The organism is Sphingomonas sp. NFR15 (assembly GCF_900103265.1).
In the GTDB taxonomy this organism is placed as follows: Bacteria; Pseudomonadota; Alphaproteobacteria; order Sphingomonadales; family Sphingomonadaceae; genus Sphingomonas; species Sphingomonas pollutisoli.
The window spans coordinates 207269-224334 of the sequence record NZ_FMWX01000007.1 but is presented as its reverse complement, the minus strand read 5'-3'; the positions used below and the strand labels follow the sequence as shown (position 1 = coordinate 224334).

Sequence of the window (17066 nt, the reverse complement as noted above, 5' to 3'; positions counted from 1 at the left end):
GGCCGGACGTTCCCGCCGATCAGCCGCCGCGTTCCTTCACCGTCTCCATCGCGACGAACGTCGAGGTGCTCTCGACATGCGGCAGGCTCGAAATCTTCTCGCCGAGCACGATGCGGTAGCGGCGGATGTCGGCGGTGCGGACCTTGAGCAGATAGTCGAAGCTGCTCGCGATCATATGGCATTCCTCGACCTCGGGAATGCGGCGCACCGCGGCGTTGAAATCGCGGAGCGCGGCCTCGCGGGTGTCGGACAGCTTCACCTCGGCGAAGGCGACGTGATCGAGCCCGAGCCGCGCCGGATCGACGATCGCGCGAAATCCGCGAATCACCCCGGTCGCGATCAGCCGGCGCAGCCGCGCCTGGGTCGGGGACTTGGACAGACCGATCCGGCGGGCGAGATCGGTGACGGTCATGCGCGCGTCTTCGACCAGCGCCGCGACGATGCGGTGATCGAACTCGTCCAGATCGACTGTACGCGGGGTCTTTTCCATCCACTTTGCCTGCCACATGCACCTAAAAAAGTCGATCATCCACGGCTTTGCCGCGACATCGGTCGGAACGCCGTCACGGCTGTTGCTAGACTGGCGCGATGACGACACCCCCGCCCTTCGCCGCCTTCGCACCCCCGATCCGCCCCGCCACGCCGCTGCGCGCCGCCATCACCGCCGCCTACCGCCGCGACGAGGCCGAGGCGCTCGCTCCGCTGCTCGCCGCCGCGACGCTCGACGATCCGACCCGCGCCAAGGTGCGCGAGACCGCGCACACGCTCGTCACCACCTTGCGCGCGCAGAAGCGCGGCAGCGGGGTCGAGGGGCTGGTGCAGGAATATGCGCTCTCCAGCCAGGAGGGCGTCGCCTTGATGTGCCTCGCCGAAGCGCTGCTGCGCATTCCCGACGACGCGACGCGCGACGCGCTGATCCGCGACAAGATCGCCGATGGCGATTGGGGCGCGCATCTCGGCGGCGGCAAGTCTTTGTTCGTCAACGCCGCGACCTGGGGGCTGGTCGTCACCGGCAGACTGGTCGGCAGCGTCGATGATCGCGGGCTCGGCGCCGCGCTCACCCGGCTGGTGGCGCGCGCAGGCGAGCCGGTGATCCGGCGCGGCGTTGACCTGGCGATGCGGATGATGGGCGAGCAGTTCGTCACCGGCGAGACGATCGACGAGGCGCTGCGGCGCGCGCGGACGATGGAGGCGAAGGGCTTCGGCTACAGCTACGACATGCTCGGGGAAGCGGCGACCACCGCCGCCGATGCGGCGCGCTATTTCGGCGATTACGAGCGCGCGATCCATGCGATCGGGACGGCGTCGGCGGGGCGCGGCGTGTATGGCGGGCCGGGCATTTCGATCAAATTGTCGGCGCTGCACCCGCGCTACGTGCGCGCACAGGCCGGGCGCGTGATGGCCGAATTGCTGCCGCGCGTGACCGATCTCGCGCGACTCGCCAAACGCTATGATATCGGCTTCAACATCGATGCGGAGGAGGCCGACCGGCTCGAACTGTCGCTCGATCTGCTCGAAAGCCTCGCGCTCGATCCCGATCTCGCCGGGTGGAACGGGCTCGGCTTCGTCGTGCAGGGCTATGGCAAGCGCTGCCCGTTCGTGATCGACTGGATCGTCGATCTCGCGCGGCGCAGCGGACGGCGGATCATGGTGCGGCTGGTCAAGGGCGCCTATTGGGACGCCGAGATCAAGCGCGCGCAGGTCGATGGGCTGGCGGACTTTCCGGTCTATACGCGCAAGGTGCATACCGATGTCGCGTATATCGCCTGCGCGCGGAAGCTGCTGGCCGCGCGCACGTACGTGTTCCCGCAATTCGCCACGCACAATGCGCAGACGCTGGCGACGATCTATCATCTGGCCGGGCCGGGCTTCGCGGTCGGCGATTACGAGTTCCAGTGCCTGCACGGCATGGGCGAGCCGCTCTACGAACAGGTGGTCGGCGCGGAGAAGCTCGGGCGGCCGTGCCGGATCTACGCCCCGGTCGGAACGCACGAGACGCTGCTCGCGTATCTGGTGCGGCGGCTGCTCGAGAACGGCGCCAATTCGTCGTTCGTCAACCGGATCAACGACGTGTCGGTGCCGGTCGAGGCGATGATCGCCGATCCGGTCGAGATCGTGCGGGCGATGCCGCAGCCGGGCGCTCGTCACGACCGGATCGGGCTGCCGGCGAACCTCTACCCCGATCGCGCCAATTCGCGCGGGCTCGATCTGAGTGATGAGAGCGTGCTCGCCACACTCGAAGCCGCGCTGCTCGAGAGTGTCGCGACCGGCTGGATCGCCGCGCCGCCGGGTGGCGAGGGCGTGGCGCGCCCGGTGTACAACCCGGCGGATAGGCGCGACGTGGTCGGCACCGTGTTTGAACCGTCGCTCGCGCAGGCCGAGGCCGCGGCCGCGCGCGCCGCCGCGTCGCGCTGGGGCGCGGTGCCCGTGGCGGAGCGCGCCGCGATCCTCGACCGAGCCGCAGAGGCGCTTCAGGCGCGGATGCCGGTGCTGCTCGGGCTGATCGTGCGCGAAGCGGGCAAGTCGCTTCCCAATGCGATCGCCGAGGTGCGCGAGGGCGTAGATTTCCTCCATTACTACGCCGCACAGGCGCGGGCCACCTTCGGCGCGGAACAGGCGCCGCTCGGGCCGGTGGTGTGCATCAGCCCGTGGAACTTCCCGCTCGCGATCTTCACCGGCCAAATCGCCGCCGCGCTCGCCGCCGGCAATCCGGTGCTCGCCAAGCCGGCCGAAGAAACCCCGCTGATCGCGGCCGAGGCGGTGCGGCTGCTTCACGCGGCGGGGGTGCCGGGCGATGCGCTGCAGTTGCTCCCCGGCGACGGCGCGATCGGCGCGGCGCTGGTTGCCGCGCCCGAGACGGCGGGCGTGGTGTTCACCGGCTCGACCGAGGTGGCGCGACTGATCCAGCGCCAGCTTGCCACGCGCCTGTCGCCGGCCGGCAAGCCGATCCCGCTGATCGCCGAGACCGGCGGGCAGAATGCGATGATCGTCGATTCGTCGGCGCTCGCCGAGCAGGTCGTGGCCGACGTGCTCGCCTCGGCGTTCGACAGCGCCGGGCAACGCTGCTCGGCCTTGCGCATCCTGTGTTTGCAGGACGAGGTCGCCGATCGCACGCTGGCGATGCTGAAAGGCGCGCTCGCCGAGCTAAGCCTGGGGCGAACCGACCGACTCGCGGTCGATATCGGCCCGGTCATCACCGCCGAGGCGCAGGCGTCGATCACCCGACATATCGAGACGATGCGCGCCCACGGCCATGCCGTCACGCAAGCGCCGCTGCCGGCGACTTGCGCGCACGGCACGTTCGTTGCGCCGACGATCATCGAGATCGACCGCATCGCCGATGTGACGCGCGAGGTGTTCGGCCCTGTCCTGCATGTGCTGCGCTTCAAGCGCGAGCGGCTGGGCGAGCTTGTCGATGCGATCAACGCGACTGGCTACGGGCTCACCTTCGGGCTCCACACGCGGCTCGACGCGACCGTCGCCGAGGTGACGGCGCGGGTGCAGGCGGGCAATCTCTACGTCAATCGCAACGTCATCGGCGCGGTGGTCGGCGTCCAGCCGTTCGGCGGGCGCGGCCTCTCAGGCACTGGCCCAAAAGCAGGCGGCCCGCTCTATCTGGGACGGCTAACCCAGGTCGCGCCGGATGTCGCCGAGCATAGCGGGCACATCCCGCAGCGCTTGCGCGACTTCGCCGACTGGCTCGCCGCAAGGGGGGATGCACGCGGCGCGGCGCGGGCGCTGCGCTATGGCGCTGCCTCCGCGCTCGGCGTCGAGCGCGCGCTGCCGGGGCCAGTCGGCGAACGCAACCTCTACGCGCTTCACCCGCGCGGCAGCATCCTGCTGAGGCCGACGAGCGCGGCCGGGCTGATCGAGCAGATGGCGGCGGTGCTGGCGACCGGCAATCGCGGCGTGGTGGAGGGCATGGCGCTTCCCGCCGGCTTGCCGGCGCGCGTCGCGGCGGCGTTCGCGGTGGAGGCTGAATCCTGCGCGGCCGCTCTGGTCGAGGGCGATCCGGCCGAGACGCTGGCGCAGGTCGCGGCGCTCGACGGGCCGATCGTGTCGGTGCATCGCGCGGACCCCGCCCGCCCGCTCGCCTATGATCCGGTGTGGCTGGTCGAGGAGGTTTCGACCTCGATCAACACGACGGCGGCGGGGGGGAATGCGAGCCTGATGGCGATCGGGTGAGCCATCGTCGCCCCGGCGAAGGCGGGGGCCGCTGGGTCGCTTGGCGAGCCGGGGCCCCAGCACTCAGCGGCCCCGGCCTTCGCCGGGGCGACGATGATGGCGAGCGAGCGGTTCCCTTTTCCGGCCTGCACGCCCATATGGAGCTGACAAGCACGCCCGCATTACAGACGGACGGCCTATCGCGGGAGAGCTGATCCTCGCCCGTTCAACGAAGTGCTTCTATGTCCCTTCTCCCCTTTCCCGGTCAGCCGGCACAGCGCCCGAGGCGGCGCGGGGTCGCCTCGGTCAATGCCGAGGTGCGCGACGGCATTGTCCCGGCGGCGGGGTCGCTCGCCAAGACGCAGGATCTCGGGCCGGCGGTGTCGGGGCAGAATTACCGGCTGGTCGCGCTCATCATCGCCAGCGCGTTGTTCATGGAATTCGTCGACGCGACCGTGCTCGCGACGGCGCTGCCGACGATGGCGCGCGATTTCGGGGTGCGCGCGCCCGAGATGAGCATCGCGCTCACTTCGTACCTGCTCGCGCTGGCGATCTTCATCCCGGCCTCGAGCGTGCTGGCGGATCGCTATGGCTCGCGCACCGTGTTCCGCGCCGCGATCCTGCTGTTCATGGCCGGCAGCCTCGCCTGCGGGCAGTCGCGCACGCTCGAGATGATCGTGGTGTCGCGCTTCGTGCAAGGCATCGGCGGGGCGATGATGATCCCGGTCGGGCGGCTGGTGCTGCTGCGTTCGGTCGCCAAGCAGGACATGGTCAACGCGATGTCGTGGCTGCTGGTGCCCGCGCTGATCGGGCCGATCGTCGGGCCGCCGCTTGGCGGGTTCATCGTCACCTATCTCGATTGGCGCTGGATCTTCTACATCAACCTGCCGGTCGGCGTGCTTGGGGTCTGGCTGGTCGGGCGTTTCATCGCCAACATCAAGGAGGATCAGCCCGCGCCGTTCGATCCGCGCGGCTTCGTGTTGAGCGGGCTGTCGCTCGGCTGTCTGCTGTTCGGGTTCGAGATGGTCAGCCGCCCCGGCGAGGGCGGCGCGGCGACGGCCCTGGTCGCGATCGGCGTTGTCGCCGGCATCTTCTACATCCGCCACGCGCGCGGCCGCGAGGGGGCGATCCTAGATCTCACCCTCATGCGCGATCCGACATTTCGGCTGTCGGTGATCGCCGGTTCGCTGACGCGCATCACCCAGGGCGCGCAGCCCTTCCTGCTGCCGCTGATGATGCAGGTAGGCTTCGGCTTCTCCGCCGCGCGCAGCGGCACGATCACGGTGGCGACCGCGATCGGATCGCTCGCGATGAAGAGCGTCGCGCAGCGCGTGCTGCGGTGGTTCGGCTTTCGCCGCGCGCTGATCTGGAACGGCGTGATCGCGACGGCGGGCTATGCGATCTGCGGACTGTTCCGCCCGAACTGGCCGGTATGGGCAATGTTCGGGATGCTCGCGATTTCGGGCTTCTTCATGTCGTTCCAATTCACCGCCTACAACACGATCGCCTATGACGGCGTCGACAAGCGCCACATGAGCAGCGCGACCGCCTTCTATTCGACCTTCCAACAGCTGATGCTGTCGCTCGGCATCTGCGTCGCGGCGATCGCGCTGCATCTCGCGATGCTGGCGAACGGCCATGCGGCGCCTGCGCTCGAGGATTTCTCGGCGGCATTCTGGGTGGTGACGTCGATCTCGCTCAGCGCGACGCTGTGGAACGTCCGCTTCGCGCGGGACGCCGGCGCGGAGATCAGCGGGCATGTCGCGCCGGCTGCGGCGGAGAAGCAGGCGGCTTGAGGTGACGGGCGTGCCGCAGACGGCTCGCCTCTACTCGCCGAGCAGGCCGATCCGCTTGCGATCCTCGGCCGGGATCAGCCCTTCGAGCACCGCCCAGAAACCGCCGACCGCCGCCTGCCCCGCGCTCGCATAAGCGGCGGACAGCCGCTCGCGCAGCGCATCGAACAATTCGGTTTCGAGACGGCGCCCGGCCTCGCTGAGGCGGAGCAAGCGCTGGCGCCGGTCGCGCTCACCGGCGCGCATCTCGACCAGTTCGCGCTCGATCAGTTCGTTGAGCACGCGGCCGAGCGATTGCTTGGTGATCGCCAGCAGACCGAGCAACTGGCTCACCGTCAGGTCGGGCTGACGGGCGATGAAATACAGCGCGCGGTGGTGCGCCCGCCCCAGCCCCTGGTTCGCCAATCCCTGATCGATGGTGCGCGTCAAGTGGCTATTTCCAAAGTACAGCAGCTCGAGTCCGCGCCGAAGCTCGGGTTCGCGCAGGAAAAGCGGTGACGCGGCGGTGTTCTGGCCAGCCATGTTGACCGGATTTGGCCGCAACCCTATCAGGGTTCAACCCTGAATTTGTATCAAATTGTACGAAGGTTGCGATGCCCGATCAGACTCTCGATACCGCCGATCGGACCGCCGCCGACGCGCCGACCTTCACCTTCGAGCGCAACGCCAGCCCGATCGAGGCCAATGAGCGTGCGCGCCTGCTGGAAAACCCCGGCTTCGGGCGCGTTTTCACCGATCATATGGCGATGATCCGCTACACCGAGGAAAAAGGCTGGCACGACGCGAAGATCGTGCCGCGCGCGCCGTTCCAGATGGATGGCGCCTCGTCGGTGCTGCATTACGCGCAGGAAATCTTCGAGGGCATGAAGGCGTACCGTCTCGCCGATGGCAGCACCGCGCTGTTCCGGCCCGAGGCGAATGCGCGCCGCTTCCACGATTCCGCGGTCCGCATGGCGATGGAGCCGCTGCCCGAGGAACTGTTCCTCGCCTCGGTGCGCGAACTCGTCAGGGTCGAGCAGGACTGGATCCCGCATGCCGAGGGCGGCTCGCTGTATCTGCGCCCGTTCATGATCGCGAGCGAGGTGTTCCTCGGCGTGAAGCCCTCGTCCGAATATCTCTACGCGGTGATCGCCTCCTCGGTCGGCGCCTATTTCAAGGCGGGCGCCGGTGCGGTGTCGCTGTGGGTGTCGCAAGACTATACGCGCGCCGCGCCGGGCGGCACGGGCGCGGCCAAGTGCGGCGGCAATTACGCCTCCAGCCTGGTCGCGCAGGCCGAGGCGACCCGCAAGGGCTGTGACCAGGTGCTGTTCCTCGATGCGGTCGAGCGCCGCTGGATCGAGGAACTCGGCGGCATGAACATCTTCTTCGTGTTCGACGACGGCAGCCTCGCCACGCCGCCGCTGACCGGCACGATCCTGCCCGGCATCACCCGCGATTCGATCATCACGCTGGCGCGCGACATGGGGCTGACCGTGCGCGAGGAGCCCTATGCGATCGACCAGTGCCGCGCCGATGCCGAGAGCGGCCGGCTGCGCGAGGCGTTCGCCTGCGGCACCGCCGCGGTGGTCGCGCCGATCGGCCAGATGAAGATGGCGGACGGCGATTTCACGATCGGCAGCGGCGGCCCCGGCCAGACGACGATGCGCATCCGCGAGGCCCTGACCAGCCTCCAGCGCGGCAAGCTGCCCGACCCGCACGGCTGGGTCGAGCGGATCGCCTGATCGCACGGCCCTTTGCAAAAGGGTCTTTCCACCAGCGAATGCTGCGCCTAAAGGCCTGCGTTCGCGCGTTGGGGCGTCGCCAAGTGGTAAGGCAGCGGCTTTTGGTGCCGCCATTCGCAGGTTCGAATCCTGCCGCCCCAGCCAGCCGGATCACCATGGTACGGTTGATTCGCAGCGCGTCATGCAGAGATCCTTCCATCGGACAGGAGGGCTGGGTTGGACCCGGTTTGCCCGGATTCGACGGCTATTCTATCAGAATTGATTTTGTCTGCGCCGAGACCGTGTGAGGTTGGTCATGGCGAAGACGATTGCACTCACACCCGCGGCGATTGACGCGCTGCAAAAAAGCGGCCTCGCCGACCTTTCCACACCTAGCCTGTCGATCCGGGTCTCAAGAGCAGCAAGAAGCGCTGGCAATATCGTCGGCAGGTCGCCGGTACTACGTGGTCGCCATTCTGTTCGGAGGTCTCTTTCCGGCCTACTCGACCGCAGACGTACGTGGCTGAGCGCGACCATTAAAGTACTGGTTTGAAAAGGGAATTGACCCGCGCGAGGCGTTCCGCGCTCAGAAGGCGCGTTCCAGCATGACGGTTGCGCGCGCACACGAACTGGCCCCGTTGCTTCAGCTTGCCACCGATCCGTTCGCCTCTATCGCCGCACGCATATATGAAATCAACTTCGCATATATGCGATCATCATGTACCAAACCTTCGGCAACCGTATCCATCGGCAACGTGAGAAAGGGACAGTGGCAGCGACGTAGCGGTCACTCGCGTGGTGCGGTCTCAGTGTTTAGGCTGAACCGGGATCCCGCCCGCAACCTGTGCCAGTATTCGGCGCCCTGCGGATACCGCCGGACAAGACCTGATCGGGCCGGCGGCGGGACGCTTCTCGCACGATGCGATCGATAGCTGGGAAACGATAAGACGGAGAGGGACTTAGCGATGGAAGGCAGGATTATGCAGCGGTTCGGGAAAGCACTCGCATTGGCCGCGGTGGCGCTCCCGGCAGCGACGCAGGCGCAGGTGCCCGACACCATCCTGTACGGCGTCGCCTATTATGACGAGTACACGCCGGTTGACCGCGTCGATGAGGACGCGCGGATGATGAAAGCGGCAGGGATCAGCGTTGTCCGCATCGCAGAATCGACATGGGGCACCTTGGAACCGCAGCCTGGGGTGTTCGATTTCAGCCATGTCGATCGCATGCTCGCCGCGATGCATAAGCAGGGCATCAAGGTAATTGTTGGGACGCCCACCTATGCGGTTCCGACATGGCTCGCGCGGCAGCATCCGAATGTGCTCGTCGTCGGCCGCGACGGCGTCCGTGCGCAATATGGCACCCGGCAGAACATGGACATCACCGATCCTGACTATCGGGCCGCGGCCGAGCGGGTGATCGTCGCGCTGGTAGACCATGTGAAGGATCATCCTGCGGTGATCGGCTACCAACTCGACAACGAGACCAAGCCCTATGGCACCAGCGGTCCCGCTGTGCAGGCGGCGTTTGTCCAATCGCTCAAGGCGAAGTGGCCGACCCTCGATGCACTGAACAAGGCGTGGGGCCTGAATTACTGGTCCAACCGGATCAACCGGTGGGAGGATTTTCCGTCGACCAACGGCTCGATCAACGCCAGCATGTCGAACGCTTTCGCCGCCTACCAGCGCAGCCTCGTCACCGACTTCCTGGCCTGGCAGGCCAAGCTCGTGCGCGCCCATGCCCGGCCCGGCCAGTTCATGACGCAGAACTTCGATCTGGGCTGGCGTGAGGGGTCCTACGGCATCCAGCCGGAGGTCGATCACTGGAAGGCGGGGCGATCGCTCGATATCGCCGGCATCGACATCTATCATCCGACCCAGGACAAGCTGACTGGCGCGGAGATCGCCTTTGGGGGCGACGAGGCCCGCTCGATCCGCAATGGGCAGAATTACCTGGTGCTCGAAACCGAGGCGCAGGGGTTCCCGCAATGGACGCCCTATCCCGGCCAGCTTCGCCTGCAAGCGTTCAGCCATCTCGCCTCGGGCGCGCAGATGGTCGAATATTGGCACTGGGCGACGACCGCCAACGCGGTCGAAACCTATTGGCGCGGGCTGCTGTCGCAGGACTACAAGCCCAACGCGGAATATGAAGCGGCGAAGGGGATCGGTGCCGACATCGCGCGCCTCGGCCCGAAGCTGGCAGGCATGACGAAGCACAACAAGGTCGCCGTCTATGTCAGCAACGCCGCCCAGACCGCGTTCAATTCTTTCAAACCGGACGGCGTAGAATACAACCGGGTGCTGCGCCCATTCTACGACGCACTCTATCGAATGAACGTCGAGGTCGACATCCTGTCGCCCGACAGCACGCAGAAGCTCGATGATTACAAACTCATCGTGGTGCCTGCACTTTACGCGGCGAGCGCCGCCGAGATCGCGCGGCTCAATGACTACGCCAAGCGCGGCGGCCATTTGCTCTACACGTTCAAAAGCGGCTTTTCGGACGAGAACACGAAGGTCCGCTATGCCGCACAGCCGGGGGCGATCGCCGAAGCGGCGGGCGTCACCTATCAGGAGTTCACGATTCCTGTCGGGGTCACGCTGGCGGGCAATCCGTTCGGAGTTTCGGATGCCGACAACACGCCGCGGTGGTGGATGGAGATGTTGAAGCCCACCACGGCCGAGGTGGTGGCGCGCTACCAGCATCCGTCGTGGCCGGCTGCCGCCGCGATGACCCGTAACCACTGGGGCAAAGGCGAGGTCAGCTACGTCGGCTTCATGCCGAGCGATGCGCTTGCCGAAAAGATCGTCGCCGCCGAGGTGGCGCGTGCGGGCGTAGAGCCATCGGTTGCGGGCGTGCACTTCCCGCTGATCGTGCGCGGGGGCACGTTGAAGAACGGCCACACGGTCCGTTACGTGCTCAACTATTCGGCTGTGCCACAGCATATGGCGGCCCCCGCCGCGGGCACCGAACTTTTGCACGGACGCAAGGTACAGCGTGGGGGACAGATCGACCTAGCCGCATGGGACGTCGCCATCATCGAGGAAGACGGGCGATCCGACTGATACGGCGCCACGCGAACGCCTGCTCGCTGGAGAACCCGCGGCGTTCGCAGGACTCAGCGAAGGAGAGATTGCGTGAACGAGAAGACAATGCCGCATCGCTGGGCCATCACGCGGCGAGCACTGCTCGGAAGCGGTGCTGGCGCGGCGATCGCATCGAGCGGGCTGGTGCAAGCCGCGACAAGGGTGGCCCCGCCGAATCTCTTGATCCGTTCGGGCGATCTGTCGATTGCCGTCACGGCCTTGAGCGATCGTGCGTTCCGCGTCCGCGTCGCGCCTTTAGGGGCGCCGCCCGCCACGCTGAGCGAGATGCTGGCGCCCAGCGCGAAGCCGCCAACTCCAAAGCGCACGCGGGACGATGGCCGAACGCGGCTAACGCTCCCGAATGCGCAATGTGTGTGGGATGAAGCGACCGGCTGCCTGTCGTTCCATGACGGTGCCGGCAACCTGCTCCTGAGCGAAGTGCCCGGATCGCGCCACATCACGCAATCGACGATCCGCAACGAGCCAACGTTGGCCGTAACGCAGGGCTTTGCCAGCCCGGCCGACGAACGCCTCTACGGCACGGGTTGTTTTCAGGATGGTCATCTCGACATTCGGGGTCTGCCACGCCGCGCTATTGGCTGCTCCCCGAGCATCTGCGGCTTGAGTCCAACTTCGCGCCGCTGGCCAAGGGCGCGTTTTGAAGAATGCGCCGGGGCACCGGTCAGCGGCTTTAGCGCAAAGTCTTGCCCGTGCATCCCGCGTAGCAGGTCAATCTGCTCAGGCGGCAGCGTCCCTTCGCCGGTGACATCGCTGACGCCGGCCTTCTCGACCGACGGTCTCGTGGCGGCCACGCTGCTCGGGACGGCTCACGCTATCCGCGGCAGTTTGGCCAATCGCTCGCGGCTAACGGAGGTGATGCTGTCCCGCTCGTCCCGGCTGTCGGTGACATAGATCCTGTAGCGGCCATCGGCGTGTACCCGGACCACGACATTGCCTTCGGTACTCTTCACCTGTGGCAGAAAGCGCGCATTGATCGCGCGGCTGGCGGGATCGAGCCTCGTTATGAATACATCACGTGGAGACCGGCCGCGCCATGCGTTCGACAAGCGTTGTAGCGAGGACATCGCCGGGTGAGTCGCGTGCCAAGCCTGGATCACATAGGTGTCCGCGTCGAGCGCGCGTGTGAAACCCGGCCGGCACGCGTCGAAATAGCCGTGATGATCCGCCGATGCGACATCGACCCGGCCAGCCGCTTCGACGATCGGCGTCTCCACGTCGAGCCAAGGCACGGTGCCATCATGCGTATCGGCCACGAGATCACCACCGGCGAAATAGCGGAAGCCGCCGTAGGCGAGCACCATTGCGATCGACATGTGGTTCTCTTCGGGCGTCGCCTCTGGCGTCCACGACGATTTCGGCGCGAGCAGGTCGCGCGAGCGGCCCTCTGCGCCTGTCCAAACGCGACCGTCTCCACCCACGAACCGCAAAGTGAAGGCTCCCGCTCGCCGAGAGGTGACCTGTCGAGCCGATCCGACGGCGACCTTCTCGACACGGCGCCCGGCCTTCACCCTGGCCTTCAGCCAAGCGAGGTGGTTCACGGCAAAGGGGGCCGAAGTGAGCGGGAGCGAGGCGTAATCCGGAAAACCGCGGTCTATCACCGTCTGCGCGGGCATAAGCGCGTCCACTTCGCTCAGGCCGGTCAGAATATATCCCTCAGATGCCCTCCGGTCGCCCATGAGCGGTGAGCCGACGTGATCCGGATGAACATGCGTTGCGATCATGTAATCTAGCGAGGTGCGGCCCGCGGCGCGCGCATGTCGCAAGGCATAGCGCGCCACCGCCTCCCCAGCCGATCGCGCGCCGTCGGGTCGCAACGGGGTTGATGCCGGCGGCCCTCCGCGTGTCGCGCCGCAGTCGATCAGCAGCGTGGTGCCATCCGGCCCGAGCACGAAGGTCGCGTTGCCGACGCCCGTGTCGATGTGGTGGATGTCGAGCGTGCCTGGGCTCCAGGGCGGAAGGGTCTGCGGTTCGGTCCCCGCCGCCTTCCCGGTTGGAAGCGCAAGCGAGATGCCGCCGAGCAGCCCGCCCAGGAGAACGACGCGCCGCTCGAACGACGATTCGTCCCACCGCGTGATAAGCCGATTCCACATGGTCAGAAACGCGCGCTCAGGCTCGCGCCGATGATGCGCGGTTCACCCAGATAGCGCCCGAGCACGACCTGGTTGGACGGGATCAGCACGTAATCGCGATTGAGCAGGTTTCGCGCGAATACGGTCAGGCTGTAGCGTCGATCCAGCGTCGCCAGACCGATGGAGCCATTGACCAGGGAATAAGCCGGTACGGACAGCGTCCCTTCCTGCGTCGCGCCAGTGAAATACTGCGAGGTGTAGGAATAGACGGCGTTCCCGATCAGGCGAACGCGGCCCAGCGGCGCGTCGATGTCGAGCATGGCGGAGGCTTTGTCTTTGGGCGACGAGCCGAGACGATTACCGGTAAGCACGGCCCCGCCGGGGATGACGAAGCGGTCGTACCGGGTATCGAGCCAGCCATAGGTGCCGGTCAGCGTCGCCCAGCGTGTCGGCTTGACGGCGACCTGCGCCTCAATGCCATGGATCGTGGCCTTGCCCGCGTTCGTGATGTTCAGCACGCGGGTGAGATTGTTGAAATACAATTCCTGCTTGTTGCGGTATTTCGAGACGAACCCGTCAAGATCCGCGGTCAACCTTCCGCCGAACAGCGCGGTCTTGAGGCCGCCTTCGATATTCTCGAGCGTTTCCGGCTCGAAAGCCGCGTCGAACGCAGCCTTGGTCGCCGCCTGCGTGTTGAACCCACCGGCGGTATAGCCGCGCGAATAGATCACGTAGAGCATCGTCGAGCCGAGCGGTTTGACCTGCAACGATGCACGCGGGGTAAACTGGCTCCAGTTCCGGGTCGCATTGGTCTCGGCGAAATTACCAACGCTGTTGATTAGGTTCGAGAAGGCGAGGTCTGCCGCCTTGTGATCCCAAGTGTATCGCGCGCCGCCCGTCACCGACAGGAACGGCGTGAGGTTCAGCGTGCCGTCGACGAAGACCGCGGCGGTCTGGCTCAGCGCGCGGCCCTGCCAGAGCTGGTTGGTGACGAGCGCGCCGGTCCGCGCGGCGAGCGCGGTCTGGTTGAGGCGACGGCTGGAAACATCCGATGCGAGATAGAGGCCGGCGACGAACCGCCCGCGCCGCCACTCGGGCGACGCGAGCCGGATCTCCTGCGAGAAAGAGGAGACGTGATCCCGGTCGTCAGTCAGCGCCTGGCTCTGCGTGCCGGTCAGGAAGATGTAGTTGGCCGCGACGTTGGAATAGATGTCGGTCGAGTGCGATCCGCGCCACGCGGTAACGCTGGTCACCTGCCCCATGCCGGTATCGAGGAACAGGCGCGCCGAGCCGCCATAGACGGCGCGACTGAAATTTTGCGGCGTGCCGCTCTCGGCGGTACGCGGATCGCCATCACTGCCAGCACCGATCGAGGAGAGCGTACGGCCACCGGCGCTATCCGCCGCATAGTCGCCGCCGATCAGCGCCTCTAGGCGATCGCTTACGCGCAGGCGAAGCTGGCCGCGCGTATTGACGCTGTCGAGATTGTCCAACGCCTGACCGGTCAATCGATCGCGACCCCAGCCGTCGTGGCGGCGCGCCGAAAAGGCGATGCGGCCGGCGGCATCGTTGCCCAAACCGACATCGGCCAATGCGTCCAGTTCGGCGGTGCGGTAGGACGCGCCGGTGATACGCATCCGCATATCGGATTGGCCGTAAGAGGGACGACCGGTGTCGAACACGAGGGCGCCTCCCGTCACGTTCTTGCCGAACAAGGTGCCCTGGGGCCCGCGCAACACCTGGATCGATTCGAGCCCGAAGAGTTGGAACGTCGAGGCGCTGTTGCGTGGTATGTAGACGTCATCGACGAAAATGCCGACCGGCTTGTCGACCCCGATCTGGCTGAACGTGTTGGTCGCGCCTCGAACGGCGATCACCGGTGAGCCGATGCTGAAGTTGGATATCAGCAACCCCGGCGTGATGCGGGAGAGGTCGCGCAATTCGTTGATCCGCGCCTTCTCGATGGTCTGCCGGCCGATCGCGGTGATCGAGATCGGCACGTCGCGCGCGCGCTCCGGGCGGCGCTGAGCGGTGACGAGGATGTCCGCCGTCATGTCCGCGGCGTTTCCCACCACGGCCGCACGCAGGACGATGACGCCGCCTTTGTCCGATGCGACTTCGAGACCGGTGCCGCCGATCAGAGTCTTGAGGGCGACGCGCGTATCGAGCGTGCCATTGACGGGCTGGCTTGTCACGGCCGTCGCTAGGTCAGCGGGCGCGATGACCTGAAGGCCGCTCTGGCGTGCAAACATCGACAGCGCGGCAGAAAGGCTCTGAGCTGGTATATCGAAGCGTGCCGTCCGCGCCACGGCGGACATCGGCGATAGCGCGCCGACGATCGCCGCCATCGACAGCAGCGTGTTTCTCGAGATCATGTCACCCCCAAGCCGTTGCGGGCGCATTGCCCAACCGCGCTTAGGATGCGGTTCGCGGGGCTTCCCGCCATGCGCCGGCCAAATTTTTCAAGTTTTCGAGAGGATCACTTCGTTGCCCCGACGGACGCTCTTCAAGCCCAGGCTTAAAGCCACGTTCTCGGCGAAGCCGGCGGGGTCGCTGGTCGCATAAACGCCAGCGATGTGGAGATTGGCGATCGCAGGATCGGCGACGCGAATCCTCAGGTCCGAATATCGGCTGAATTCCTCGGCCGCCTCCGCAAGCGTCATACCCTGAAGGTCGATCCTGCCGCCACGCCAAGCCAGCGCGCTGTCGATCTGCGACGGGTTGAGCGTCTCTATCACCGGCGAGGCGGCGGCGTCCACGGCGAAGGCGATGCCGGCATGGACTTGCCCCAGGACATCCTGCCGCCGGGTCACCTCAACGATCCCTTCCGTCACGACGACCTTGACGGCACCCAAGGCGGTGCGTCGCACGGTGAAGCTCGTCCCCACTGCGCGCACGCTGAACTCGCCGACGTAAACAACGAAGGGTCGTTTAGGCTCTTTCGCGACGTCGAACAGCGCCTCGCCCTTGAGAAGATCGACCTTGCGTAGCGTATCGGTGAGCGATGGGCGGAGTTCGGTCATGGTGTTGAGCGTCACCGTGGAGCCCTCACCCAACGCGACTTCCCGAACCGCGCCTCTCGCTGTTCCGATCGTCCGCCGCTTTGGCGCGCCACCTCGCCGCTGCAACGTGAAGATGCTCAGACTCGCCGCGCAGGCGGCGGCTGCGCTCGCGGCGACGGCGATGACGCGACGCCGGCTCGGCGCCTCTACAGGCTGGTGCCTGGTGACATAATCCTCGCCGAGCGCGACGGCGCGATCGAGATGGAGGTTCACCGCCATCGCGCGCGCATAAGCGCCGGCACGCCGGGTATCCTGGGCGGCCCATGATGCGAGCGCCTGCTGCTCAGTGTCGGAAAGTGCGCCGCGATCGAGGCGCGCGACCCAATCCGCCGCCGCCTGCTCGATATCAGCGGCGGTCTCGCGCGGTCCTGTCGGTTCCATCGGCGTTGTGCGGTTCATGGTCATAAGATGGCGCGACGCGACGCTTTCCGCCACGTCCAATCACATGGCCGAGTAGGTTGAGCGCCTTCCCGATATGCTTTTCCACGGTATTCTCGGAGACCGACATCGCCGACGCGACCTCGCGCTGGCTAAAACCCCGCACCTTGCGGAGGACGAACGCTTCGCGGCACTTGGGCGGCAGCGCATCGATCAATTCCGAAAGCCGCCCCAATTCCTGCCGCCCGGCCGCGATCGCCTCGGGCGAAGGCATTTCGTCGGGGATCAGCAGCGCATCGAATTCGGCGATCGCGCTGAACGCGACCACCCGCGATTGCCGAAAGCTCTGAAGGATGACCGACTTCGCGACCTCGAAAAAATAGATCCGCGGATGATGGATATGATCTACCGACTGGAGACCCGCGAGGATTGCGTAACTCTCCTGAACGACGTCATCGACATCGAGTCCGGGCATGGCGCGCCGCTTGAGCCATGAGCGTAGTTCGGGCTCGTGCACGAGGATGTGCTTTGTCAGCCACAAGGCTCTGTCCGGCGTCGCGAGCGTCATTCGACCCGCTATGTCCATCGAAGATGACAGACTGGCGACTGGGACTGACAATACTGCCGGGAACGCTCCGGTCACAGTACGAAACGTCAGCGCTACGAAGATCCAGGGCATTGTGCCACGATCGAAGACTCATCGCCGTTCGCAGCACGATCCATAAGCTTCATTGTTTGGTCATCTTGGTGTAACCCTATCGCACGCAAAGCGTAACGATCTGCATCTACGCGC

At 66.2% G+C, this 17066-nt stretch carries 11 protein-coding genes and 1 tRNA gene; 6 read left to right on the top strand and 6 right to left on the bottom strand.

Annotated features, from left to right (window positions below):
* Positions 1-19 precede the first annotated feature (19 nt).
* Positions 20-490 carry an Lrp/AsnC family transcriptional regulator gene (locus BLS81_RS16185; RefSeq protein ID WP_093225402.1) on the bottom strand — a complete coding sequence of 157 codons (471 nt, stop codon included), beginning with the start codon at positions 488-490 and terminating at the stop codon, positions 20-22.
* A gap of 98 nt (positions 491-588) precedes the next feature.
* Between BLS81_RS16185 and putA the strand changes: the two genes are divergently transcribed.
* Positions 589-4185 carry a trifunctional transcriptional regulator/proline dehydrogenase/L-glutamate gamma-semialdehyde dehydrogenase gene (gene putA / locus BLS81_RS16180; RefSeq protein WP_093225401.1) on the top strand — a complete coding sequence of 1199 codons (3597 nt, stop codon included), beginning with the start codon at positions 589-591 and terminating at the stop codon, positions 4183-4185.
* Positions 4186-4406: 221 nt separating this feature from the next.
* Positions 4407-5960, top strand: a complete 1554-nt coding sequence (locus tag BLS81_RS16175; protein WP_093225399.1) for an MFS transporter — start codon at positions 4407-4409, stop codon at positions 5958-5960.
* Between the two features lie 30 nt (positions 5961-5990).
* Here BLS81_RS16175 and BLS81_RS16170 read toward each other — a convergent pair whose 3' ends face one another.
* Positions 5991-6479 (bottom strand): MarR family transcriptional regulator, encoded by a 489-nt coding sequence (locus tag BLS81_RS16170; protein ID WP_093225398.1) that lies wholly within the window; start codon positions 6477-6479, stop codon positions 5991-5993.
* 71 nt (positions 6480-6550) lie between these two features.
* On the opposite strand from BLS81_RS16170, the gene BLS81_RS16165 reads away from it, so the two are divergent.
* The 4 genes from BLS81_RS16165 to BLS81_RS20465 all read left to right on the top strand — a co-directional run bounded on the left by BLS81_RS16165 (position 6551) and on the right by BLS81_RS20465 (position 11655).
* Positions 6551-7678, top strand: a complete 1128-nt coding sequence (locus BLS81_RS16165; protein WP_093225396.1) for a branched-chain amino acid aminotransferase — start codon at positions 6551-6553, stop codon at positions 7676-7678.
* A gap of 69 nt (positions 7679-7747) precedes the next feature.
* Positions 7748-7822 (top strand) — tRNA-Gln (locus BLS81_RS16160).
* Between the two features lie 851 nt (positions 7823-8673).
* Positions 8674-10722, top strand: a complete 2049-nt coding sequence (locus tag BLS81_RS16155) for a beta-galactosidase (protein ID WP_256326293.1) — start codon at positions 8674-8676, stop codon at positions 10720-10722.
* Between the two features lie 72 nt (positions 10723-10794).
* A complete protein-coding gene (locus tag BLS81_RS20465) occupies positions 10795-11655 on the top strand; it encodes a hypothetical protein (RefSeq protein ID WP_143023373.1) in 861 nt (286 codons plus the stop codon).
* Here BLS81_RS20465 and BLS81_RS16150 read toward each other — a convergent pair.
* The 4 genes from BLS81_RS16150 to BLS81_RS16135 form a co-directional block, all read right to left on the bottom strand.
* Complete coding sequence (locus tag BLS81_RS16150) at positions 11571-12854, bottom strand: ComEC/Rec2 family competence protein (RefSeq protein WP_093225393.1); 1284 nt, start codon at positions 12852-12854, stop codon at positions 11571-11573. The two genes, BLS81_RS20465 and BLS81_RS16150, sit on opposite strands and share 85 nt — an antisense overlap.
* A gap of 2 nt (positions 12855-12856) precedes the next feature.
* Entirely contained in the window at positions 12857-15208 is a 2352-nt protein-coding gene (locus BLS81_RS16145) for a TonB-dependent receptor (RefSeq protein ID WP_176787198.1), read from the bottom strand.
* 87 nt (positions 15209-15295) lie between these two features.
* Positions 15296-16300 carry a FecR family protein gene (locus tag BLS81_RS16140; protein WP_093225390.1) on the bottom strand — a complete coding sequence of 335 codons (1005 nt, stop codon included), beginning with the start codon at positions 16298-16300 and terminating at the stop codon, positions 15296-15298.
* Positions 16242-16841 carry an RNA polymerase sigma factor gene (locus tag BLS81_RS16135; RefSeq protein WP_093225389.1) on the bottom strand — a complete coding sequence of 200 codons (600 nt, stop codon included), beginning with the start codon at positions 16839-16841 and terminating at the stop codon, positions 16242-16244. The genes BLS81_RS16140 and BLS81_RS16135 overlap by 59 nt, the downstream gene beginning before the upstream one ends.
* Positions 16842-17066 lie beyond the last annotated feature (225 nt).